Below are 23,858 nucleotides of genomic sequence, written 5' to 3' on the forward strand. Positions count from 1 at the left end.
TATAATTGGAACACAGATTTTTATTTTAAATTTTTTAAATTCTTAACAAGTGGCACTTTAGAAGTATGTTTGTATAGCAAATTAGTAAGAATTCCTATAAAATAACCTGTTATAATACCAGATAGCATTAATATAGGTAAATACATATATATTCTTAAATCTTGAATTATTATAGAAGCCACCAGCAGCTGACCTATGTTATGAAATAGTGCACCTATTATGCTAATAGACCATAAGCTTAGCTTGTCTTTAAACTTATTATATAAAAAAATCATAATAATATTGCTAAACAATCCTCCAGCAACACTATAAAAGAAAGAAGACATGCTTCCTCCTAAAAAAGAACCTAAAATCGTTCTTAAAAACATAATTAAAAGGGCTTCTTTGCCACCTAAAGTAAGTAGGGCAAATAAAGATATTGAGTTTGAAAGTCCTAGTTTTATACCTGGTATTGTTGGTAATAATAAAGGAAGTTGAGCTTCCACTATGTAAATTATTAGAGCTATGCTTACAAGTAAGCTTATAAATACAAGCTTTTTAATATTTTTCAAAACATCACCTCTCATTTAATAGGTAACAGCATCTAGTTTATCTTTATCATGAGAAGTTTTTCCCTCTATAACTATTATAAGTTTATTAGGAAGACAAACTAGGGTGTCTCCAGGTTCAGATATGGGACCTGCTTTTACGCATACCTGATCAGGACATGTAGCTTCTAAAATACTTACCTTTCCCTTCTCTATTTTTACATTATTATCATCATTGCCATTTTTAGATTTTATTAAAAAAGTTTCTGTTTTATCTATTGTAGATAAATTGATTTTTTTTATAATTTTACCATCTTGTTTAATTACTGCAATTTTAGTATCAGATTTAATACTGTTTTTATAAACATAAATTCCAATAAAGCTTAAAATTATAATTGAGGCTATAATTATAGAAACTATCTTATCACCTTTTTTCATAAATATACTCCTTACTTGATAACTTAAAATCTTTAGCTATATTAGATGTGGTATGTACCTTCTTATCAGTAGTAACAAAAATAGCATCTACACCATCTATGTTTTCTATAATTTCCATAGATTTTTCTAAACCTAAGATAAATGTAATGGTGGATAAAGCGTCCCCATCAATGGATTTATCTGATATTATAGTAGAAGATAAAATACCACTTTCTGAAGGATAGCCAGTTTTGGTATTTAATATATGATGGTATCTTTTATTATCCTTAATAAAGAATCTTTCATAATTTCCCGAACTTACCACAGATTTATTAGACACCCTTACTATACCAAAATATTCACCTCTATCACTTAAAGGATCTTGTATACCTATATTCCAAGGAGTGCCATCAGTTTTATTACCAATAGTTACAATATTACCCCCTAAATTTAAATAAGCACTTTTTATACCTTTGTTTTCTAAGATTTCACGGGCTTTATCACCAGCAAATCCTTTTGCTATACCACCTAAGTCTATGGCTTCCTTTGGAGATTTAAGTTTTATAGACTTATTTTTTTCGTCAATTAATACATTTTCATAGTTAATTAGCTTTAAAGTAGTATCTATTTCTTCTTTTGAAGGTACACGAGCATTTTCAGTACCAATACCCCAAAGTTTTACTAGAGGACCCACAGTTATATCAAAGTTTCCCTTAGATAATTTAGAGTACTTTATAGAAGTTTTAATAACTTCTAATGTATTTTCATTTATTTTAACAAAATCTTTTCCAGCATTATTATTTATTTTTACTACATCACTGGTAGGTTTCGTAGGAGACATAATATCATCTATATCTGATATTGCGTCCATAGCTTCATTAGTAGCTTTTTCAGAGTTTTTACCATATGCTTTAAGCTGTATTAAGGTGTCTAAAAGGTAATTTTCTTTAGTGATTACTTTTTCTTCTTTATTACAACCAACTAACATAAATATTAATGAGAATATTATAAGATATATTAAAGATTTTTTCTTCATATAAATACCACCTTAGTATAAAAATTATTAAACACATTAATTATAACATAAAATAAAAAAACTGCGACACAGTTTTTTTATTTAGTGAACGTCTAACAATGAACAATTATGGATAACTTTTCTCCATTGTCATTGCGAAAAGATTTTAATTATATAAAAACTTGATGTTTAGCTTTGCTAAACGAACTAATTCAGAGATTAACTATCTGCTTTATCTAATAAAATTTAAGACTTTCTGTAGCAAAGCAGAAGAAAATTCACCTAAATTGTTCATTATTCCTTGTTCATTAATAAAAGGTTGTCTTTCAAAACTTGCTGAGCCATGTCAAGTTCTTTTCTACAAAGAGCTTTTATATCTATGAGTCTTTGATTTTCTATTAATTCCTGCCCAGTGTTTATATTAAAATATTTATTTAAATTTGAAATATATAAAATATCCTCATATATAAATGACCCATTGTTGAATAAAACTTTATTATTAGAAGTTGATAAAATATCTCTTCCAAAAATATATGGGTTTTTTATACCATATAAATTAGCTACTAAATTATACATATCTATTTGTCCAACACATTCATTTTTAGAAGATTTGTATTTATCCTCTGGGAAATGTACAATTAAAGGAACTTTATTTAACATAAAATTATTAAAATTATTATTTACTAAATCTTTTCTTACTTTGTAAATTTCATCTGTTAAATATGGAGGAACTCCATTATGATCTCCATACATTACGATTATAGAATTATCTAAATAACCCTTTTTCTCAAGATTATCCAAAAATATTCCAAGTTCTTTATCTAAATAATGTATTGAATTTAAGTAATCACCCATAAAAGTGTCCTTTAAATTACCAACAGGAAATATTTCCTCAACGTCTTTAAAAGGATAATGACTTGTCAGACTAATTAAAAATGAGTAAAAAGGTTGTTTAAAAGTATCCATTTTTTCTAATCCCTCTTTAAAAAGAGATTTATCGCTTATTCCCATACCTAATATTTCACCTTGAGAAAAGTCTTTTATACCATAAAATTTGTCAAAACCTATGCTATTGTACATAACATGTCTATTCCAAAAGCCTTCATTATTTCCATGAAATACATAAGAATTATAACCTTTTTCCCTAAAAGATTTTGGGAGAGAATTAAATGTATTTCCTGCATATTTATAATATGTTGCACCATTAGAAGAAGGATACAGGGAATTATTAAATAAAAATTCTGCATCGGAAGTGTTTCCTTCTCCTACTTGATAAAAACAGTTTTTGTAATATACGCTTCTTTTAATAAACTTATTTAAATTAGGAGTTATTTCTTTTCCATTAAATTTTTCATTAATAACAAATTCCTGCAAAGATTCTAATTGAAGGACTATTAAATTTTTTCCTTCACCTTTTTTGAAATAAGGATTATTATCTGAGTTTTGTTTACTATATTCATTAAAAAATTTATAAATTTCTTCATTAGAGTACTTGTTAGGAGTGTCTTCTTTCCATCTAAAGAAATAATTATATCCATCTAATGCATGATAGTTTATATTTCCTATCATTCTAGATACATATAGTTTGTTGGACATATTTTTCAATAAACCAGGTTGCTCCTTGTCCAATTTATTTATGTATTTATTATTTAAAGTAATACCTAATGTTATAAACAAAATAGAAGGTATAGCGTAAAAATAATAAGGTACAGTGAATTTAACTTTTTTAAAATAAATAAAAATAATAGGTATTAAAAAAATTAAGTCTATAAAAAACAACATGTCCTTAAAGGTTAATATTTTAAATATGGAATTAGAATATACTAGTTTAGCCAGTGTTCCATTTTTTATAGAAACAACGGATAAAAGATCTCCTTTCAATTCAAAATAAAATATATCAAATATGTAAACTATGCTTAATAATAAATTTATTATTAAGTTAAGAATTAAACTTATTTTATCCTTAAAGAGCATAGAAATGCCAATTAAAAGTATTACACAATAAAGAGTGGGGAATAATATATTTTTATTAAAATATATTGGAGAAATAATTTTCACTAATTTATAAGATTTATAAGTCAAAATTATAATAAATAAACCTAATAGGATAGCATAAAATCTAAAAGCACCTAAATTATAAATTTTTTTATTAGTATTATATTTCATCACCTTAATTACCTCCAGTAAATTTATCCTCATTAAATCAAAATAACACATTAAAGCTATAATAACAATTAATTTTCTATAAACTTTAAAATAATATGGGAAATGAAAAAAATATATGTTATAATATATACGAACATAAATTAAAAATATATACATAATATTCGTTAAGGGGGATAAAACTCTATGAAAAAAAATATATTTAGGCTTTATGTAGAAAAAAAAGATAAATTTGACGTAGAATCATCAAACCTTCAACAGGATTTAAAACTTACTTTAGGTATAGAAGGAATTTCAAAATTAAAAATAGTTAATGTCTATGATATAGAAGGATTAGATGCAGAGGAATTAGAAAAGGCTAAAAACACTATATTTTCAGATCCTGTTGTAGATAACGTGTATGAAGAAGAATTTCCTATTGGAAAGAAAGATAAGTTTTTTGTATCAGAATATTTGCCAGGTCAATATGATCAAAGAGCAGATTCTTCGGTACAATGTGTACAGATTCTTACAGGAAAAAGTGGTATAAATATAAAAACTTCAAGGTTATATATACTAGAGGGAATAAAAAAAGACGAATATTTTAATAAAATAAAGGATTATTGTATAAATGATGTAGATTCAAGAGAAGGAAGTATTAATAAACCTAATACTCTAGATTTAAATTTTGCTAAACCTAAAAGTGTGAGAATATTAGAAGATTTTATAGATTTAAAAGAAGAAGGCTTAGAAGAATTTCTAGAACAGGAAGGTTTGGCTATGGATATAGAAGATTTAAAATATTGTCAAGCTTATTTTAAAAAAGAGAATAGGAATCCAACTATAACAGAGATAAAAGTTATAGATACATATTGGTCAGATCACTGCAGACATACAACTTTTAATACAGAAATAAAAAATGTGAAAATAGAAGAGACTCATTTAACAGAACCTATAAAAGATGCTTATGAGGATTATTTAAATAGTAGAGAATTTACCCATAAAGATAGAGAGGATGATAAATATCAATCACTTATGGATATTGCTACTATAGGCATGAAGGAAGCTTTAAAAAAAGGAATGCTACAAAGACTAGATAAGAGTGAAGAAATTAATGCTTGTAGTATAAGAATAGAAGCAGAAGTAGATGGAGAAACTGAAGAGTGGCTTATTATGTTTAAAAATGAAACTCATAATCATCCCACAGAAATAGAACCTTTTGGAGGAGCAGCTACTTGTCTTGGAGGAGCAATAAGAGATCCATTATCAGGTAGAGCTTATGTATATCAAGCTATGAGAGTAACGGGAAGTGCAGATCCTAGAAGAAAAATAGAGGACACTATAAAGGGAAAATTATCTCAAAAGAAAATAACTACAGAAGCAGCTGGAGGATATAGCTCCTATGGTAATCAAATAGGTGTTTCCACAGGATTTGTAGATGAACTATATCACGAAGGATATATAGCTAAAAGAATGGAAGTTGGAGCTGTAATAGGAGGAGTTAAAGCTTCTAATGTAGTGAGAAATGCTCCACAAGAAGGAGATGTAGTTATATTACTTGGAGGAAAAACAGGAAGAGATGGTTGTGGAGGAGCTACTGGTTCTTCTAAAGAACATACAGAAAAATCCATTGTAGAATGTAGTTCAGAGGTTCAAAAGGGTAATGCTCCAACAGAGAGAAAAATCCAAAGATTTTTTAGAAACGAAGAAGTATGTAAAATGATTAAAAGATGCAATGATTTTGGAGCTGGTGGAGTATCTGTAGCAGTTGGAGAATTAACAGAAGGACTTTATATAGACCTAGATAAAGTACCTAAAAAATATGAAGGATTAGATGGAACTGAAATTGCCATATCTGAATCACAAGAGAGAATGGCTATAGTAATAGATGGCAAAAATTTAGAAAGATTTATAAGTCTTGCAGAAGAAGAAAACCTAGAAGCTACTAAAATCGCAGATGTAACTTCTAATGAAACACTTGAAATGTACTGGCGTGGAGATAAAATATTAGATTTAAAAAGAGAATTCTTAGATAGTTTTGGAGTAAAAAAGAAGATAGATGTAGAAGTATTATCACCTAAAAAAGAAGAAAACTATTTTACTAAGTGTACAGATAAATATAAAACTATTAAAGAAGCATGGTTAGAAACTCTTTCAAATTTAAATGTATGTAGTAAAAAAGGTATGGTTGAAAGATTTGATAATACTGTTGGAGCGTCTACTATTTTAATGCCTTTTGGAGGCAAATACGCGTTAACTCCAAGTGAAGGTATGGTTGCGAAAATTCCTGTTTTACATGGGCAAACTACAACAGCTACAATTATGTCCTATGGATTTAATCCATATATATCTAAGTGGAGTCCTTTCCATGGAGCATTGTATGCAGTATTAGAATCTATAACAAAAATTGTAGCATTAGGTGGAAATTATAAAGATATATATCTAAGCTTCCAAGAATATTTTGAAAGCCTAGGAGAAGATAAAACTAAATGGGGAAAACCCTTTGCGGCGCTACTTGGAGCTCTTAAAGCACAAAAGGTATTTAAGACCTTTGCCATAGGTGGTAAAGACAGTATGTCAGGAACCTTTAAAGAATTAAATGTTCCGCCAACGCTTATATCTTTTGCAGTAGGGATACTAAATACAAAGTACAGTATTTCACAAGAATTTAAAGGGAAAAATAGTAAAGTTGTAATGTTAAAAGTTGATACAGATGAAAATTACATTCCTAATTTAGATATGGCAAAGAAAAACTTTAAAGTAGTTCATTCATTAATAAAAGAGAGAAAAGTACTATCTTCTTATACCGTTAAAGAGGGAGGAATAATAGAGGCTATAAATAAAATGGCCTTTGGAAATAAAATAGGAATAAGCTTTGACAATAGTAAAGAATGGAATTTAGAAGAGTTATTATATCCAAGTTATGGTTCAATTATATTAGAATTTTCTAAGGAGATGGATTTAGATAGAGAATTAAAAGATAGTAATTGGCAATTAATAGGTGACACTATAGAATATGAGTGTATAAAAATCAAAAATGAAGTTATAAAAATAGACGAAGCCTTAGAAAGTTGGATAAAACCTTTAGACAGTATATTTCCCACAAAAACTGATCAGATTAAGGATAATATAAATAATATAAGCTTTGAAAAAGGTAATAAAAATGTTTCTATAATAAAAAATATAAAACCAAAAGTATTTATACCAGCTTTTCCAGGCACCAATTCAGAATATGATACAGCAAAAGCATTTATAAAAGCAGGAGGACAGGTTTCTAGTTTAGTATTTAGAAATAATTCTATAAAAGATATAGAAGAAACCATAGATGCTTATGCAAAAGAAATAAGAAATTCTAATATATTAGCTATTCCAGGAGGCTTTAGTGCTGGCGATGAACCGGATGGCTCTGGTAAATTTATAGCTACAGTATTTAGAAATGAAAAAATAAAAGATGCAGTAATGGATCTTATCAAGAACAGAGATGGATTAATTTTAGGTATATGTAATGGCTTCCAAGCACTTATTAAATTAGGTTTAATACCTTATGGAGAAATAAGAGAATTAGATGAAAAATCTCCTACATTAGCTCAAAACAAAATAGGAAGACATGTATCTAAAATAGTTAGAACAAAGGTTGTATCTAATTTATCTCCTTGGTTTAACAATATAAAAGTTGGAGATGTTTTCTCATTACCTATATCTCACGGAGAAGGAAGATTTATGGCTGATGAAGATGTATTAAGAAAATTAATAGATAATGGTCAAATAGCTTCACAATATGTGGACTTAAATGGAAACGCAACCTATGATATAGAATTTAATCCAAATGGATCATTATATGCAGTAGAAGCATTAACAAGTCCAAATGGAAGAATTCTTGGTAAAATGGCTCACTCAGAAAGAATAGGAGAAGGATTATATAAAAATATTCCAGGTGAAAAGAACCAAAGAATATTTGAAGCGGGAATAAATTACTTTAAATAATCTAAAACTACCTCTAAATAGGAATTTAGTTTAAATTATTTATATAATTAGAGTTAAAGTATGCTTTTGGAGGTATCCTATGAAAATTCAAAGAAAGTTTTATGAAAAAAGTGCCCTGCAAGTTGCTAAATACCTTTTAGGAAAGATTCTTGTTAATGAAGTAGAAGGGATAACCCTAAAGGGAAAGATAGTGGAAACGGAAGCTTATATTGGAGCTATTGATAAAGCAAGTCATGCCTATGGTGGGAAAAAAACAGAAAGAGTAATGCCTTTATATGGAAAGCCAGGCACTGCCTATGTTTACCTTATATATGGAATGTATCATTGTTTTAATGTGATTACAAAAGTAGAAGGAGAAGCAGAAGGAGTTCTTATAAGGGCAATAGAACCTTTAGAGGGAATTGAAAAAATGGCATATTTAAGATACAAGAAGCCTATAAGTGAAATAAGTAAAACACAATTTAAAAATTTAACCACAGGGCCAGGAAAATTATGTATAGCCTTAAATATAGATAAAAGTAATAATAAGCAAGATCTTTGCAATGAAGGAACTCTTTACATAGAACATAATGATAAAGAAAAATTTAATATAGTGGAAAGCAAAAGAATAGGTATAGAATACGCGGAAGAAGCTAAAGATTTTTTATGGAGATTTTACATAGAAGATAATCCTTGGATTTCCAAAAAATAAAATTTGTATACTTAGTAGCACAATTATTGTGCTACATTTTCTTTATACAACATAAAATAAAAATTTTGCGAAGCGAAACTTTTATTAAATTATTTACTATTAATCTAGCGACTGTGTCGCAAGTCAGTAGGCTGCCTTGAATTTATTTTAGTTGTTTATTAAGCAAAAACTTTTAAGTCTATTTTATAAGAAGTAAAGCGATATTTACATTTGTCACACAAGCTATTTTGTAGCAAAGCGGAAGAAAATCCACCTAAATTATTCATTGTTAGTTGTTCATTACCAAAAATGGGACTGGATTTTTAAAGGACTAAAGATATATAATATGATTATTGAACATTTTAAAGAGGAGGCAGAAAATGGCTAATTATAAAAAGTATGTTGATGAAATTAAAAAAAACTATGATATAGTAATCTATGAAAAAAATTATAGGGAAATTATTCTTAAGGAATTTGAATATAGTAAATTTTTACAGGATTATTTTCAAGAATATATGGATAAAGAAAATGGATTGGATTTAAACTGGAGTACTTTAATGGTCTTATTTATAAAAGCTAGTAAAGAGAAAAATGTTACTCTAGTAGAAAAATACCATAAAGAACTAAGAAAATATAAAAGCAACTATTATGTAGAATATGTTTTAGGTGAAATAAATCTTATGTATTATGGAGATTTATTTAAAGCTAAAGATGCTTTCAATAATGCGATAAAATTAAAAGGTGATGATGGGGATTGTTATTATAATTTAGGGTTTATATACTATCTTTTAGGAATATTTGAAAAATTTTTTGAATTTTATATTAAGGCTATAAAATACAGTGATTACACATTAAATCCAGAGAACTTAAAAAATAAAGCTATAAGTAGTATATTGTTTTATTATGAATTAGTAGAAAAAGATGAAGGAAAATTAAAAGAACTATGTAATAAGGACTATAAGAATATGACTAATGAAGAAATTATAAAAACGCTGAAGGGAGAGACTTTAAATGAAAAATAATAATGTTAATGAAAAAAGTATATGGCTTCCAAATCAACTATCTGCAGTAAAGTTATTTTTAATACAAATAGAATGTTCTATAAATGAAGCCTATGAACAATTAGAAGGTAAAACACTTTATGAATATACCATACTAAATAAAGATTTATCAGGAGTGGTTAAAGTATTACCAGAAGTAAAAGATTCTCCCATACTAAATGAATATGAAAGAATGTTACCTTTAGATAAGGTAGAATTTTTATATCAATCCACTTATAAAAAGACTGGTGGAGTTTTAAATATGTTTTATGGGGAAATAAAGGAAAGTATGGATGTAGGCTTAAAAGAGCTATCTAATAGAGAAGAAGATATGAATAAGGCTATAGAAATTTGGAAGGATACTAAATCAGAATTATGGAGTGGACTTAAACCAAAGCATGTGTGGGCAGGAGGAGGACCATTAGAAAAAGAACTTCTATTAGATTTTTGCAAAGAGCTGACATTGAGAATGCAAGGACAACAGTTTACAAATCAAGGCACAGCAATAATTAAATGCCTAGAACTTTTAAGAAAATGGCAATTAGAATATAATGAAATATGTAGGGGTATTCCTGCAGAAGAGATAATAAAAGAAAGAGAAGAAATATACATAAGAAAAGTTAAATTTTTAAAAGATATGAATATAAATTTTGATTTATCCGATGACTACCAGCTCTAATACTCTTATCTTCTTTAAAGTGGGAGTAAAGGCAGCTAAGTCCCTGGATAACGATTTATAAGCTTTAGAGGGAGTAAAAACTCCCTCTAAAGCCAAGAACTCTGTTTATAATTAAAGCATTAAAAAGGAGGAAATAATATGAAAGCAATGATAACAGTTATAGGAAAGGATCAAGAAGGAATAATTGCAGGAGTTAGTACAGAATTATATAAAAACAATGTAAACATATTAGATATTAGCCAAACTATAATTGGTGGATATTTTACTATGATTATGCTTGTAGATATGGAAAAGTCAAAGGTTTCTTTTACAGATTTGAAAGAAGAGTTAATTAAAAAGGGAGAAGAATTAAAGGTTTCTATAAAAGTTCAACACGAAGATATATTTAATTCTATGCACAGAATATAGAAAAGGGGGACTATAATTGATTAATTCATACGATATACTTGAAACTATAAGAATGATAGAAAAAGAAAAATTAGATATAAGAACTATAACCATGGGAATATCACTGTTAGATTGTGCAGACTTAGATGGAGAAAAGGCTAGAAGGAAGATTTACGATAAAATATGTAAGAATGCAGAAAGACTAGTAAAAACCGGAGAAGAAATAGAAGAGGAATATGGTATTCCAATAATACATAAAAGAATTTCAGTTACTCCAATATCTATTATAGCAGGTGCATCTCAGGATACAAACTATGTAGAATTTGCTAAGGTATTAGATAAAGCAGCAAGTACTGTGGGAGTAAATTTCATAGGGGGATTTTCTTCATTAGTACAAAAAGGCTACACAAAAGGTGATAGAATTTTAATAGAATCTATTCCTGAAGCATTAGCCAGTACTGAAAAAGTGTGTTCTTCAGTAAATATAGGTTGCACTAAAAGCGGTATAAATATGGATGCTGTTAAACAAATGGGAGAAATTATAAAGAAAACTGCAGAACTTACAAAGGAAAATGCAGGCATAGGAAGTGCAAAACTTGTTGTGTTTGCAAATGCTGTAGAAGACAATCCTTTCATGGCAGGAGCCTTTCACGGTGTTGGAGAAGGAGATTGCGTAATAAATGTAGGTGTTAGTGGACCAGGGGTTGTTAAAGCAGCCTTAGAACATGTAAAGGGACAAAGTTTTGATGTAGTTGCAGAAACTATAAAGAAAACATCCTTTAAGATTACAAGAATGGGACAATTAGTAGCTAAAGAAGCATCTAGAAGATTAAATGTACCTTTTGGTATAGTAGACTTATCCTTAGCCCCAACTCCTTTTGTGGGAGATAGTGTTGCTCATATTTTAGAAGAGATGGGACTTGAGAGATGTGGAGCACCAGGAACTACAGCAGCCCTTGCACTTTTAAATGATGCTGTTAAAAAAGGAGGAGTAATGGCTTGTAGTCATGTTGGCGGTTTAAGTGGAGCTTTTATACCTGTTAGCGAAGATATTGGAATGATTGATGCTGTAAATAAAGGAGCATTATCTATAGAAAAGCTAGAAGCTATGACTTGTGTATGCTCTGTTGGATTAGATATGATAGCAATACCAGGAGATACTTCTGCAGAAACCATATCTGGTATTATAGCAGATGAGGCTGCTATTGGAGTTATAAACAATAAAACTACAGCAGTAAGAATTATACCAGTGCCAGGAAAAGGTTTAGGCGATGAAGTAGAGTTTGGAGGACTTTTAGGAAGAGCTCCAATTATGAAAGTTAGCAAATTTTCAAGTGTAGACTTTGTAAAAAGAGGAGGAAGAATTCCTGCACCTATACATAGCTTTAAAAACTAAGGGGTGATTTTTATGAGTGAAAGACTAGTATACAGCGGATGGCTAAAATTATATAAAAGGTTAATTGGAAATAAAGAATATGAAATTTTAAAAAATCATGATGCAGTTTCGGCTATGGTTCTAAATGAATTTGATGAAATATTACTTGTAAAACAATTTAGACCTTCAGTAATGAGAGAAACTTTAGAAATACCCGCTGGAGTATTAGATATCACAGGTGAGCCAGAAGAGTCTTGCATAATAAGAGAGTTAGAAGAGGAAACAGCCCTAAAAGTAGAAAAAAATAATTTACAAAGAATAGTTTCCTATAAACCAATACTTGGATTTAGTGCAAGTAACATGACCATATTTAAAACTAGAATTAAAAAAGATGACTTTAACTCTAGTAAAATTAAAGATGTAGATGTAACTGAAGGAATATGGCTTTCTTTTGAAGAATTAGAGGATAAAATAAATTCAGGAGAAATTGTAGATGATAAAACTATAATGTCATATTTTCATCTTAAAAGTAGTAATTAAAGGTTAGTAAAAATACCCTGAACAAATAATTCAGGGTATTTTTTATATTTTATTTAGTGTATTCACTTATATTATTATAATTTACTTTAAAGGTTTCTCCTTCATTTAAAAGAATATGACCAGAAGAATATGGTTTACCATCTAACGTTATATAAGCTTTATCTACATTGTAATAATTACATAGAGTATTAGTTATACATGTTAGCATGGATGTTTCAATTCCCCCGCCTACATTCATAGCTTTAACAAAATTATCTGAGAAATCTACATTTACTGTATTTTTGCTACTATCTAAGGAAATCTTATTAATTTTAATAGCCGAATTAATTAATGGACTTAATTCTTCAGATGGTGATTTTTTAAAATACGGTTCCATTTGAGATACAACAGTATCATTAGTTTTGAAATTTAGTTTGTTTTGTACAAAGACAATTTTATCTGTAGCAGCATTATAATGATAAAACTTTACAGTTTGAACTACAGGAACGTTATTTTTTGCATACTCAAGTTCTGATTTAATTTCCATGCCATCAGAAGAATATAAAGACTTAACTAGTCCTATATCTTTTACATAGTAATCAAAGTTTTTATAATTTTTACCCTCTGTGGTTATTTCTATAGCTTTATATTTTCCAAATGGTACTTGGATTTCTTTATCTATATTTGATATATATCTTTTATCTCCATTTGGAAGATTCCAAGAGGTTCCTTTACTAAAAGGTTCCTTTAATAAAACCTCGTATTCTTTATTATCAGTATCTATTATATTATCTCTATAATAAAACTCTGATTTTGCAGTTATAAGTCTTAATTCTCCATCTTTAATTTCCATTACTTTAGCTGAAGTAGTTCCAGGATTTACTTCCCTTATTTGAATTCTATCTCCTTTTATAAAGTCAGTATAAATATCTTTATCAGCAAATTCGTTACCTTCACCTTTATATTTAAGCCTTATATTTTCTTTAAATGGATAAAAATCTTTAACAGTATAATTTAATACCTCTTTATTGGAGGCTGTATTTTCATTTTTAGAATTAGGCTCTGATGTTTCAGGTTTATTACAAGAAGCTAAGAATAAAAATGGAACAATTAATAATGCTATGAATTTTTTCATAAAAATCCCTCCTCTTTATTTCATTATACAGTCTAATTATAAAATAATAAAGTACTAATTCTGTTACCAAATATTACATGATACTAATTAATAACAAAGAGGCAGGTTAAATTAATTCAGTTATTGCAGAGAAATTTTCATGGTTTCTATTATATATGAAATATCCTCTTCTTTAATCCAATAATGTGTGGCAAATCTAAATTTACCGTCTTCGGTACCATTAATTTTTATACCCTTACTATAAAATTTATTTATTATATCTACTTCATCATAATCTATATTTTCTATAGAAAAAAATACCATGTTAATATTTATATCATCTAAATTTACTTTTATATTTGGTATTTTACTTAATTCTTTTCCTAATAATAATGCATTTTCATAGTCTTTTTTTAATTGAGGAATCATTTCCTTTAAAGCTACTAGTCCAGGTGCTGCTAACACCCCTGCTTGTCTTAAGCCGCCACCCATGAGTTTTCTTTTCTTTCTAGCTTTTTTAATAAAATCCTTGCTACCTGCAAGTATTGATCCAACAGGAGCACAAAGTCCTTTAGAAATGGAAAACATTACAGAATCACAGTATTTGGTTATGTCTTTAACACCTACATCTAAATATGCAGCTGCATTAAATAGCCTAGCTCCATCTAAATGTATTGGTATATTATGTTGCCTTGATATATTATATATTTTCTCCATATGTTTCAAAGAGATAACTCTTCCACAGGAATGAGCATTTTCCACGCATATAAGAGAAGTATCAGGGAAATGAATATTTTCACCTCTAATTTTACTTTGTATATCATCTAATGACATGAATCCATTTTCGCTTTTTATAGGTCTTAATTGTACACCAGCTATAACAGCAGGTGCTCCCGTTTCATGCATTATTATATGACAATCCTCTCCTAAAATAACTTCATCACCTCTTTTGCAATGAGTAAAAAGGGACAGTTGATTACCAAAAACTCCACTTGGAACAAATAAGGCTGTTTCTTTCCCCACCAAATTAGCAGCATACTCTTCTAGTTCATTTACTGTAGGGTCATCACCATATACATCATCACCAACATTAGCTTTAAACATAGCTTTTCTCATATTTTCTGTTGGTTTTGTTACGGTATCACTTCTCAAATCTAAAAAATCCATTTTTATACCTCCATCCCAAAATTAAAATAGTTATATTTTTAATTATAGTCTAATTATTCTAAAAATTAAACATTGAATTCGCTTTGGAACTTGTTCTAAAGAAAGGATATCTTTAATATAAATACAATAAAAATAAAAGATTTACTATAAATTTGTTTGGAGGAAATTATGAACTTAAAAGATTTAATAGAAAGAGAGAGGAATTGCCAAAAGAAAAAAGCATTTAATTGCAGTTTTCTTGATTATTTAGATATAGTAAAGGAAAATCCAGAGGTGTGTAAGTTTGCTCATAAGAGAATATATGATCTGATAATTAAACAGGGGTTTCATATAGTAGATAAAAATGAAAGTATAAAAAAATATAATTTTTTCGGAGAAGATTTTTTTGGTATAGATAAAACACTTATGAAAATTGTTAATTATTTTTATGCAGCTTCCATGGAAGGGGAGGAAAGTAAACAAGTTCTTTATCTAGTTGGACCAGTAGGATCTGGCAAATCTTCTATAGTTGAGGCTATAAAAATAGCATTAGAAGATAGTGAGCCCATATATGCCTTAGAAAATTGTCCCATGAGAGAAGAACCTTTACACTTAATTCCAAATAATTTAAGAAGAAAGTTTGAAAAAGAGTTAGACTTGAAAATAGAAGGGGATTTATGTCCAGTATGTACTTATAGACTTAGAGAAGAATTTAATGGTGAAATTGAAAAATTTCCAGTACAGAAGATAGGTTTCTCTATAAAGGAACGAAGAGGAGTAGGAGTTGTGCCGCCGGTAGATCCTAATAATCAAGATACTTCTGTATTAGTAGGATCTGTGGACATATCTAAAATGGATATATATTCGGAACATGATCCCAGAATATTTTCCCTAAATGGAGCTTTTAATGTTGGGAATAGAGGAATAGTTGAGTTTATAGAAATATTTAAAAATGATATAGAATATTTACATTCTATAATTACAGCCACACAAGAAAAATTAATTCCTTCTCCAGGAAAAGGCTCTATGGTATATTATGATGGAGTTATAATAGCCCATTCCAATGAAGGAGAATGGAACAAGTTTAAATCAGATCCCACTAATGAAGCTATATTAGATAGAATTGTAAAAATAGAGGTTCCTTATTGTTTAGAATTAGATGAGGAGAAAAAAATATATAAAAAGATACTAAAGAATAGTAATTTTCAAGTGCACATAGCACCTCATACTATAGATGTGGCAGCTATGTTTGCTATATTAACTAGATTAAATTCTTCTGAAAAAGTAGATTTAATGACCAAACTTAAAATATACAATGGAGAAGAAATAGTAGAAAAAGCTTCAATAAAAAAAATAGAAAGAGAAGAATTAGAAGAAGAATGTAGACAAAAAGAAGGTATGACAGGAGTTTCTACAAGGTTTATAATAAAGGCAATAAACAATGCTATATGTGAAAGTAATTGCAGTTGCATAAATCCTATAGATGTAATAAATAGTCTTATAACAGCAGTAAAGGAAAAAGATCTATGTGAGGAAGTTGAGGATAAATATATTAGTTTTTTAGAAGATGTAGTTAGAAAAGAATATAATAAAATTTTATATAAAGAAATTACTAAATTTTTTATAGAAAGTTTCAATTCACAAGGAGAGGCTTTGTTTAATAATTATCTAGACCATGCGGAGGCCTATGTAAATAAAGTTTATCTAAAAGATAATATTACAGGAGAAAATTTAGACCCAGATGAAGAATTTATGAGAGAAATAGAAGAAGAAATAGGAGTTACTGAAAATTCATCCAAGGGTTTTAGGAAGGATGTAGTAGCATATATATTATATCTTATTAGAAAGGGAGAAGAAATAAATTGTAATTGTTATAAACCTTTAAAGGAAGCTATTGAAAGAAAATTAATATCATCATCAAGAGAGATTAGTAGGATAATAAATCCTTCTAAAATAAGAAATAAAGCCCAAGATGAAAAATATAAATTTATAGTAGAAAAGTTAAAAAATAATGGATATTGTGATACATGTGCATTTTATACATTAAGATATGCTGCTAACAACTTTTGGAGGGACTGATTAATGGCAATCTTTAGAATCTATACACCAATTTCTTATAATAGAGCAGGGGAGGATAGAAAAAGGCATAGAGAATTAGTGGAGAAATCTATAAAAGATAATTTGGTAGATGTATTACTACAGGAAGATATATCTATACAAAAAGAAAACATAAAAATAAAGGTACCTATAAAGGGGGTTAAGGAATATGAGTTCACATATTCTCAAAATAGATCCTTTGTGGTAGTAGGAAAAGGAAATGAAAAGAAGGGGCAGAAAATAGCATTAAAAAGAGCATCAGAGCAAGGTGGAGGAGCTGGAGCAGGAGAAATAGAAGGTGAGGATATATTTGAAACTGAAGTAACTATAGAGGAAATATTTCAGAGTATATTTGATGATTTAGAACTTCCTAATTTAAAAAAGAAAAAATTTAATAAGATATTAAATGATAGTTTTAAAAGGAAAAAAGGATTTAAAAAACATGGTATATCTCCAAGGTTAGCTAAAAGAAGAACAGCTATAGAAAAAGTAAAAAGAAAACAGGCTACCCAAAAGGTATTGGGAAGAGATATAGCTGAAAGATTTCCTTTTAAAAAAGATGATTTAAGATATAGTAGAGTTAAACTTAATAAAAATAAAGAATATAATGCAGTAATAATATGCATAATGGACACTTCCGCTTCAATGGATCAAATGAAAAAATATATGGCAAGGTCTTTTTTCTTTATGATATACAAATTTATAAAAATGAAATATGAAGAGGTAGATATATGCTTTATATCCCACTCAACTACGGCAAAAGAAGTTACAGAAGAGGAATTCTTTCATAAAGTTGAATCTGGAGGAACATATATATCCAGTGGATACAAGAAAGCATTAGAAATAATAAATACAAGGTATAATCCACAGATATATAATATATATACATTTCATGCTAGTGATGGGGATAATTGGAATGAAGATAATGATAGAGCTGTAAAAGTAGCTAAGGAATTAAGCAATGTATGTAATTTGTTTGGGTATATAGAAATAATGGGGTATGGATACTCTAATGGCATTAGAAATAAATATCTAAAGGAAATAGAAAAAGAAAATTTTATACCTCTTATCATTGAAAAAAAAGAAGATCTTTGGAGGGCTTTAAAAGATATATTAAAGCAAGAGATGAGGGAGGAGAGAGGATGAAGTATAATTTAAAGGATTTGGAGTATTGGAGTGATAAAATAGAATATATTGCAAAAGATTTAGGACTCAATTATTATGATCAAGAATTTGAAATAATAAATTATAATGAAATGCTTTGTTATGAAGCATATTTAGGAATGCCCTCTAGATATCCTCATTGGAGCTTTGGTAAAAACTATGATAAACTAAGAACGCTATATCAGCATAATATAATGGGACTTCCATATGAAATTGTAATAAATTCAAATCCTTGTATAGCATATTTAATGAAAGATAACCCGCTACCTCTTCAAATACTTACCATGGCACATGTATATGGACATAATGATTTTTTTAAAAACAATAGAATGTTCAAAGAGAATACAGAAGGAGAGAAGGTTCTAGATAACTTCAAAAACAATTCAAAACTTATAAGAAAATATGCAGATGATTTTAATATTGGAAGAAAAAAAGTAGAAAGAGTTTTAGATATAGCACATTCTATAAAATTTCAGGAAGAATTAATTACGTATATAATGAATAGTAAAAGATTAGAAAAATGGCAGAGAGATATTTTGAGAATCGTAAAGGAAGAAAGTATTTATTTTATCTCTCAAATAGAAACTAAAATAATAAATGAGGGTTGGGCATCTTTTTGGCATTATGAAATACTAAAGCTTTTAGACTTACCACAGGATTATTTTATAGACATTATAAGAATACACAATAGTGTTGTAGCACCAATAGTAGGTAAATTAAACCCTTATAATATAGGATTTAATTTATTTAAATCCATAGAAAAGAAATATGGAAGATATAAAATTTTTGAAGCAAGAGAAATAGAAAGGGATGAATCTTTTATAAGAAAATATTTAGACGAAGAGTTATGTATTGATTTAAACTTATATAAGTATGGCTTTTATGACGGAGAAAATATTGTAGAAGGAACTCTTAAAGATATAGGTTTTGAAGGTATGAAAGATACTTTATATCTAAATTGCGGAATAAATACAATACCCAATATAATTATAAAAGATGATAATAATAATTTAATATTAAAACAACAATGCGATATAAGAGAATTAAATATAGAATATGCAAAAGAGACTCTAAAAAATATAGTGGAAATATTAAACAAAAAGGTAATATTAGAAACTACAGAAAATGGTGAAAATATTTTAATAATGTGTAATTTAAATAAAGAAATTGTGTATAAATAAATAAAGCTAAAAGCCTTTAGCTTTTAGCTTATTAATTTATTATCTTATTTGTCCATTTCCATAAATTATATATTTTGTAGTAGTTAATTGAGTAAGTCCCATAGGACCTCTAGCGTGAAGTTTTTGTGTGCTTATGCCTATTTCTGCACCAAAACCAAATTGACTTCCATCAGTAAATCTAGTAGAAGCATTTACATATACAGCAGCGGCATCTACTTCATTTAAAAATCTTTGAGAATTAGTGTAATTTTCTGTAATAATAGCTTCAGAATGTTTAGTTCCATGATCATAAATATGATTTAAAGCTTCATCTAAAGAATTTACTATTTTAATAGATAAAATTAAATCTAAGTATTCAGTATCCCAATCTTCTTCAGTTGCCTCAGATATTAAAGATAATACTTTAGCATCTTTAATAGAACCTTTCACCACTTCAAAGGATTTTTCACAGAGTTTAGATTCTACTCCATATTTACTAATTTCACTTACAATTTCAGGAAGAAAGCTATTAGCTACATCTTTATGAACTAATAAAGTTTCTAGAGCATTGCAAACGCCAGGCCTTTGAGTTTTTGCATTTACAATTATATCTTGAGCCATTTTTAAATTAGCGGAGCCATCCACATAGACATGACATAGTCCAACTCCAGTTTGAATTACAGGAACTGTGGAGTTTTTAACCACATTGTCAATTAGTCCTCTACCTCCTCTAGGAATAAGAACATCTATATATTCATTTAGCTTAAGCATTTTATTTACTATTTCTCTATCAGTAGTTTCAATAAGCTGAATAGTGCCTTCAGGAAGTCCACTTTCTATAGCGGAGTTTTCTAAGATTTTTCCAATGGCTTTATTAGTATTTATGGCCTCAGAACCACCTCTTAGGATTACAGCATTCCCTGACTTTAGACAAAGGGCTGTTGCATCAACTGTTACATTAGGTCTAGCTTCATAAATTATACCTATAACACCTAAAGGCACCCTCTTTACACCAATATTAATGCCATTTGGTCTTTTCCACATATTTAAAACTTCACCTATTGGGTCTGGAAGTTCGGCAACTTCTATAAGACCATTAACCATATCATTTACCCTTTTTTCATCTATTAAAAGTCTATCTAAAAGAGATTTAGAAAGTCCTTTTTCCTTACCTTTTTCCATATCAATTTTATTTGCTGCTATAATTTTATTCATATTTGCTTTCAAATCTTCACCCATTTTATGAAGAGCTTTGTTTTTAAAATTAGAATCTACTGATGATAGAAATCTAGAAGCTTCTTTAGCCTTTTTACCTTTATTAATTAAATATTTGTTTAAATCATCCAAAATAATACCTCCTAAAATTATTATTTAATTGCATTAAACCATGTGCCTACTGATTTTCCCTCAACTACATCTTGTAAAACTTCATTTGTTGCACCATTTACAATTAACATTGGTATACCTGCTGAGGTAGCTATTTTTGCTGCCTTTATTTTTGTAGCCATACCGCCAGTACCAAGATCAGTTCCTGCTCCACCAGCACAAGATATAATATCTTTTGTTATTTTTTCAACAAAATTTATTAATTCAGCATCATTATTTATTCTTGGATCACAGCTATATAATCCTTCTATATCAGACATCAAAATTAATAAATCTGCCTTTACTAATTTAGATACAAAAGCTGAAAGAGTGTCATTATCGCCAACCTTAATTTCATCTACTACTACAGCATCATTTTCATTTATTATAGGTATAACTCTTTTATCTAAAAGTGCGTTAAAAGTATTTGTAGCATTACAGCTTCTAACTTCATCTATCATATCTTCTTTAGTTAAAAGAATTTGACCAATAGTTTTGCCATACTCAGCAAAGATTTTTTCATAGGTATGCAAGAGTATTCCTTGACCTACAGCAGCAGCAGCTTGCTTTTCAGGAATGCTTTTAGGTTTTTCTGATAATCCAAGCTTTCCAACACCTGCACCTATAGCTCCAGAGGATACTAAAATTACATTATAGCCTCTATTATGTAGATCTACTAATTGACGTACTAAATGTTCAATGTGAAATAGATTTAAAAGTCCATTTTCATAGGTTAATGTAGAAGAACCAACTTTTACAACTATGTTTTTTACATCTTTTAAATATTCTTTTCTATTAAATTGCATTCTTTCCATGATAAGCCCCCTTTTTATAATGAACAATGAAGAATGAATAATTATTGATACTTTTTCTTCAATATCATTACGAAAAAAATTTAATTATGTAAAACCTTCTGTTTAGATAAATATAAACTCTTCACTCTTAATTCTTAACTAAAATAGCGATGTTCAGCGAAGTAAACGAGTTTACAAAATAAAATTTAAGATTTTCTGTAGTGAAACGGAAGAAAATTCTCATAAATTATTCATTGTTCATTAACTAAGCGTATTAGATGATATAATATTATATATTTTATATATTCTATTATATTTAAATATGCAGCGTAAGTCCATATTTGCAATTTATAAAATAAAAATTTAGGCACAAAGGAGAATGGAGTTTTATGAATTTGAAAACAAGATTTTTAAGAGTTAATAAGTCACCCTATGAAAATGGAATAATTACAGGTAAGGAAATGAGCAGTTTTATTAAAGAATACGGGGAAAAATTTAAGCATTTGTTGGATGATGAAGATATTATGAAAAAATTAGATAATATAAGTAAAAAGCTAGAAGAAAGGTTCCCCACATACTTAAAAGAAGTCTATGGAAGAGCAAAAGGTGCAGGGATAAATGAAAGGTTACATCTTCTTTTAATGTGTGCAGAAATTCTAGGGGAAGGAGTGGGATGTACATCCATAATTCGTAGAAGAGAAAATGGATCTTTTATAATAGGACATAACGAAGATGATGAATACAGGGGAAATCCATCATATATGACCACTTACATAAAGGATAATGAAGGTTGGTTTACTACCTACGATTATTTTAATATGCCCTTTGGAAATGCTTTTAGCTACAATAGTAGTGGGATAATAAAAACTATTAATTATTGTCATAGTGAAGAGGTAAATTTAGAGGGAATACCAAGGTATTTCATACAAAGACATATAACAGAGGCAACATCTATAGAAGATTTTATAAAAAGATGTAACATTGAAGATAGAGCATCAGGTTTTCATGCCATAGCCTTAGATGCTAATAAAAATATAGCTGTGTCTGTAGAAGTAACTAAAGATGATATAAGTGTAAAAGAAATAAAAGATTATTATGCTCATACAAATCATTATGTACATGAAAAATTTAAGAATAAAAAAATACAACAGGGAAGTACTACACTTTTTAGATTAGAAAAGGTATATGACCTCTTAAAAGACAAAATAAGTACAAAGGGAGAAAATATAGAAATAGAAGATTTTAATGATATACTAAACTATAGAGGTACATCATATGAAGATTCAATATTAGCCTTAAAAAGTGAACCTAATTTTACCTGTTCTAGAATAGTTTTTGATAGTACAATTAAAGACAAGATGTTTTTAAGGTTTTTTAATTCAGATGAAAGTTTTTGTTTAAACTATAATGCTAATAAGTAAAATTTATCTGAGAAGGTAGGTGAGATCGTTATAATTTATAATTATAACGTTAATAATGTTTGATAGCCATATTCATACAAATTTTTCAACAGATAGTAAAATGACTTTAGAAGAAGTTTTAAAAAAATCTAAGAAAGAAGACATAGGTGCAATACTAACAGAACATTTTGATTTGAACTTTATAATACCTGATAAATTTATATTTAATATAGATGATTACTTTAAACAGTATGAACCATATAGGAATGATAAACTTTTACTAGGTGTAGAAATGGGTATGAGACTAGACTGCATAGAAGAGAATGAAAAAATAGCTAACAAATATGATTTTGATTTTATTTTAGGCTCTGTCCATTTAGTAGAATATGAAGGGACATACTATGATGTATATTCTAAGAGTTTTTATCAGGATAGAAATAAAAAAGAAGCATATACTAATTACTTGGATTATATGTTAAAGTGTGTTAAAAAGTATGATTTTATAGACTCTTTAAGTCATATAGATTACATATGCAGATATGCAAGATACGAAAATAGAGAACTTTATTATCATGAGTATAAAGATATATTAAATGAAATTTTTAAAGAATTAATTATTAAAGATAAAGCATTAGAAATAAGTACAAGAAGGTTAGGACATAAAGATGTGCATGAATCTCTTTTTCAAATATATAAAAACTTTAATAAATTAGGTGGAAAATACGTAACTATAGGTTCTGACGCTCATACATATGAAGATATAGGTAATCATTTTAAGGTGGCTAGGGAATTAGCAGAAGAAAGTGGGCTTAAACCTGTTTATTATAAAAATAGAAAGCCTGAATTTATATAAGGGAGGAAGC

General features: G+C 28.3%; 20 protein-coding genes. 12 read left to right on the plus strand and 8 right to left on the minus strand.

Annotated elements, in window-relative coordinates; all coding sequences use genetic code 11:
* Positions 1–20 precede the first annotated feature (20 nt).
* The 4 genes from B5D21_RS03260 to B5D21_RS03275 all read right to left on the minus strand — a co-directional run bounded on the left by B5D21_RS03260 (position 21) and on the right by B5D21_RS03275 (position 4,125).
* Positions 21–566 (minus strand): Gx transporter family protein, encoded by a 546-nt coding sequence (locus B5D21_RS03260; RefSeq protein ID WP_011099273.1) that lies wholly within the window; start codon positions 564–566, stop codon positions 21–23.
* On the minus strand, positions 567–965 hold the full coding sequence (locus tag B5D21_RS03265; protein WP_011099274.1) for a NusG domain II-containing protein: 399 nt from the start codon (positions 963–965) through the stop codon (positions 567–569).
* Entirely contained in the window at positions 952–1,980 is a 1,029-nt protein-coding gene (locus tag B5D21_RS03270; protein ID WP_011099275.1) for an FAD:protein FMN transferase, read from the minus strand. The genes B5D21_RS03265 and B5D21_RS03270 overlap by 14 nt, the downstream gene beginning before the upstream one ends.
* A 273-nt stretch (positions 1,981–2,253) precedes the next feature.
* Positions 2,254–4,125, minus strand: a complete 1,872-nt coding sequence (locus B5D21_RS03275; protein ID WP_035125394.1) for an LTA synthase family protein — start codon at positions 4,123–4,125, stop codon at positions 2,254–2,256.
* A 183-nt stretch (positions 4,126–4,308) separates the two neighbouring features.
* Between B5D21_RS03275 and B5D21_RS03280 the strand changes: the two genes are divergently transcribed.
* The 7 genes from B5D21_RS03280 to B5D21_RS03310 all read left to right on the plus strand — a co-directional run bounded on the left by B5D21_RS03280 (position 4,309) and on the right by B5D21_RS03310 (position 12,776).
* Entirely contained in the window at positions 4,309–8,085 is a 3,777-nt protein-coding gene (locus tag B5D21_RS03280; RefSeq protein WP_011099277.1) for a phosphoribosylformylglycinamidine synthase, read from the plus strand.
* Positions 8,086–8,164: 79 nt separating this feature from the next.
* On the plus strand, positions 8,165–8,776 hold the full coding sequence (locus tag B5D21_RS03285) for a DNA-3-methyladenine glycosylase (protein ID WP_011099278.1): 612 nt from the start codon (positions 8,165–8,167) through the stop codon (positions 8,774–8,776).
* Between the two features lie 359 nt (positions 8,777–9,135).
* Positions 9,136–9,777: a tetratricopeptide repeat protein gene (locus tag B5D21_RS03290; protein WP_035125319.1), complete on the plus strand. Its 642-nt coding sequence runs from the start codon at positions 9,136–9,138 to the stop codon at positions 9,775–9,777.
* Positions 9,767–10,474, plus strand: coding sequence for a hypothetical protein (locus B5D21_RS03295; RefSeq protein ID WP_011099280.1), 708 nt, complete (start codon positions 9,767–9,769; stop codon positions 10,472–10,474). The genes B5D21_RS03290 and B5D21_RS03295 overlap by 11 nt, the downstream gene beginning before the upstream one ends.
* A gap of 138 nt (positions 10,475–10,612) precedes the next feature.
* A complete protein-coding gene (locus B5D21_RS03300; RefSeq protein ID WP_035110081.1) occupies positions 10,613–10,882 on the plus strand; it encodes an ACT domain-containing protein in 270 nt (89 codons plus the stop codon).
* Positions 10,883–10,898: 16 nt separating this feature from the next.
* A complete protein-coding gene (locus B5D21_RS03305) occupies positions 10,899–12,257 on the plus strand; it encodes a PFL family protein (RefSeq protein WP_011099281.1) in 1,359 nt (452 codons plus the stop codon).
* 12 nt (positions 12,258–12,269) lie between these two features.
* Positions 12,270–12,776 carry an NUDIX hydrolase gene (locus B5D21_RS03310; protein WP_035110079.1) on the plus strand — a complete coding sequence of 169 codons (507 nt, stop codon included), beginning with the start codon at positions 12,270–12,272 and terminating at the stop codon, positions 12,774–12,776.
* 49 nt (positions 12,777–12,825) lie between these two features.
* Here B5D21_RS03310 and B5D21_RS03315 read toward each other — a convergent pair whose 3' ends face one another.
* Complete coding sequence (locus B5D21_RS03315) at positions 12,826–13,890, minus strand: GerMN domain-containing protein (protein ID WP_011099283.1); 1,065 nt, start codon at positions 13,888–13,890, stop codon at positions 12,826–12,828.
* 120 nt (positions 13,891–14,010) lie between these two features.
* Positions 14,011–15,036 (minus strand): low-specificity L-threonine aldolase, encoded by a 1,026-nt coding sequence (gene ltaE / locus B5D21_RS03320; protein WP_011099284.1) that lies wholly within the window; start codon positions 15,034–15,036, stop codon positions 14,011–14,013.
* Positions 15,037–15,204: 168 nt separating this feature from the next.
* Between ltaE and B5D21_RS03325 the strand changes: the two genes are divergently transcribed.
* Genes B5D21_RS03325 through B5D21_RS03335 form a run of 3 tightly spaced genes read left to right on the plus strand, consistent with a single transcriptional unit; the run spans position 15,205 to position 19,457 of the window.
* Entirely contained in the window at positions 15,205–17,094 is a 1,890-nt protein-coding gene (locus B5D21_RS03325; protein WP_035110076.1) for a hypothetical protein, read from the plus strand.
* A gap of 3 nt (positions 17,095–17,097) precedes the next feature.
* Entirely contained in the window at positions 17,098–18,258 is a 1,161-nt protein-coding gene (gene yhbH, locus B5D21_RS03330) for a sporulation protein YhbH (protein ID WP_011099286.1), read from the plus strand.
* On the plus strand, positions 18,255–19,457 hold the full coding sequence (locus B5D21_RS03335) for a SpoVR family protein (RefSeq protein WP_035110074.1): 1,203 nt from the start codon (positions 18,255–18,257) through the stop codon (positions 19,455–19,457). The genes yhbH and B5D21_RS03335 overlap by 4 nt, the downstream gene beginning before the upstream one ends.
* 39 nt (positions 19,458–19,496) lie before the next feature.
* Here B5D21_RS03335 and B5D21_RS03340 read toward each other — a convergent pair whose 3' ends face one another.
* Positions 19,497–20,783, minus strand: a complete 1,287-nt coding sequence (locus B5D21_RS03340) for a glutamate-5-semialdehyde dehydrogenase (RefSeq protein WP_011099288.1) — start codon at positions 20,781–20,783, stop codon at positions 19,497–19,499.
* Positions 20,784–20,803: 20 nt separating this feature from the next.
* Positions 20,804–21,607, minus strand: a complete 804-nt coding sequence (proB, locus tag B5D21_RS03345) for a glutamate 5-kinase (RefSeq protein WP_035110487.1) — start codon at positions 21,605–21,607, stop codon at positions 20,804–20,806.
* A 377-nt stretch (positions 21,608–21,984) separates the two neighbouring features.
* On the opposite strand from proB, the gene B5D21_RS03350 reads away from it, so the two are divergent.
* Both B5D21_RS03350 and B5D21_RS03355 read left to right on the plus strand, forming a co-directional pair.
* A complete protein-coding gene (locus tag B5D21_RS03350) occupies positions 21,985–23,016 on the plus strand; it encodes a C45 family peptidase (RefSeq protein ID WP_011099290.1) in 1,032 nt (343 codons plus the stop codon).
* Positions 23,017–23,071: 55 nt separating this feature from the next.
* Positions 23,072–23,848, plus strand: coding sequence for a histidinol phosphate phosphatase (locus B5D21_RS03355; protein WP_011099291.1), 777 nt, complete (start codon positions 23,072–23,074; stop codon positions 23,846–23,848).
* The last annotated feature ends 10 nt before the right edge of the window (positions 23,849–23,858 follow it).

Origin of the sequence: Clostridium tetani (assembly GCF_900167265.1) — a bacterium.
Lineage (GTDB): Bacteria > Bacillota > Clostridia > Clostridiales > Clostridiaceae > Clostridium_G > Clostridium_G tetani.

What these genes read in the sequence shown, in the direction of transcription:
- B5D21_RS03260 (WP_011099273.1), bottom strand. Translation starts at nt 566, where the DNA reads ATGAGAGGTGATGTTTTGAAAAATATTAAAAAGCTTGTATTTATAAGC.
- B5D21_RS03265 (WP_011099274.1), bottom strand. Translation starts at nt 965, where the DNA reads ATGAAAAAAGGTGATAAGATAGTTTCTATAATTATAGCCTCAATTATA.
- B5D21_RS03270 (WP_011099275.1), bottom strand. Translation starts at nt 1,980, where the DNA reads ATGAAGAAAAAATCTTTAATATATCTTATAATATTCTCATTAATATTT.
- B5D21_RS03275 (WP_035125394.1), bottom strand. Translation starts at nt 4,125, where the DNA reads ATGAAATATAATACTAATAAAAAAATTTATAATTTAGGTGCTTTTAGA.
- B5D21_RS03280 (WP_011099277.1), top strand. Translation starts at nt 4,309, where the DNA reads ATGAAAAAAAATATATTTAGGCTTTATGTAGAAAAAAAAGATAAATTT.
- B5D21_RS03285 (WP_011099278.1), top strand. Translation starts at nt 8,165, where the DNA reads ATGAAAATTCAAAGAAAGTTTTATGAAAAAAGTGCCCTGCAAGTTGCT.
- B5D21_RS03290 (WP_035125319.1), top strand. Translation starts at nt 9,136, where the DNA reads ATGGCTAATTATAAAAAGTATGTTGATGAAATTAAAAAAAACTATGAT.
- B5D21_RS03295 (WP_011099280.1), top strand. Translation starts at nt 9,767, where the DNA reads ATGAAAAATAATAATGTTAATGAAAAAAGTATATGGCTTCCAAATCAA.
- B5D21_RS03300 (WP_035110081.1), top strand. Translation starts at nt 10,613, where the DNA reads ATGAAAGCAATGATAACAGTTATAGGAAAGGATCAAGAAGGAATAATT.
- B5D21_RS03310 (WP_035110079.1), top strand. Translation starts at nt 12,270, where the DNA reads ATGAGTGAAAGACTAGTATACAGCGGATGGCTAAAATTATATAAAAGG.
- B5D21_RS03315 (WP_011099283.1), bottom strand. Translation starts at nt 13,890, where the DNA reads ATGAAAAAATTCATAGCATTATTAATTGTTCCATTTTTATTCTTAGCT.
- ltaE (WP_011099284.1), bottom strand. Translation starts at nt 15,036, where the DNA reads ATGGATTTTTTAGATTTGAGAAGTGATACCGTAACAAAACCAACAGAA.
- B5D21_RS03325 (WP_035110076.1), top strand. Translation starts at nt 15,205, where the DNA reads ATGAACTTAAAAGATTTAATAGAAAGAGAGAGGAATTGCCAAAAGAAA.
- yhbH (WP_011099286.1), top strand. Translation starts at nt 17,098, where the DNA reads ATGGCAATCTTTAGAATCTATACACCAATTTCTTATAATAGAGCAGGG.
- B5D21_RS03335 (WP_035110074.1), top strand. Translation starts at nt 18,255, where the DNA reads ATGAAGTATAATTTAAAGGATTTGGAGTATTGGAGTGATAAAATAGAA.
- proB (WP_035110487.1), bottom strand. Translation starts at nt 21,607, where the DNA reads ATGCAATTTAATAGAAAAGAATATTTAAAAGATGTAAAAAACATAGTT.
- B5D21_RS03350 (WP_011099290.1), top strand. Translation starts at nt 21,985, where the DNA reads ATGAATTTGAAAACAAGATTTTTAAGAGTTAATAAGTCACCCTATGAA.
- B5D21_RS03355 (WP_011099291.1), top strand. Translation starts at nt 23,072, where the DNA reads ATGTTTGATAGCCATATTCATACAAATTTTTCAACAGATAGTAAAATG.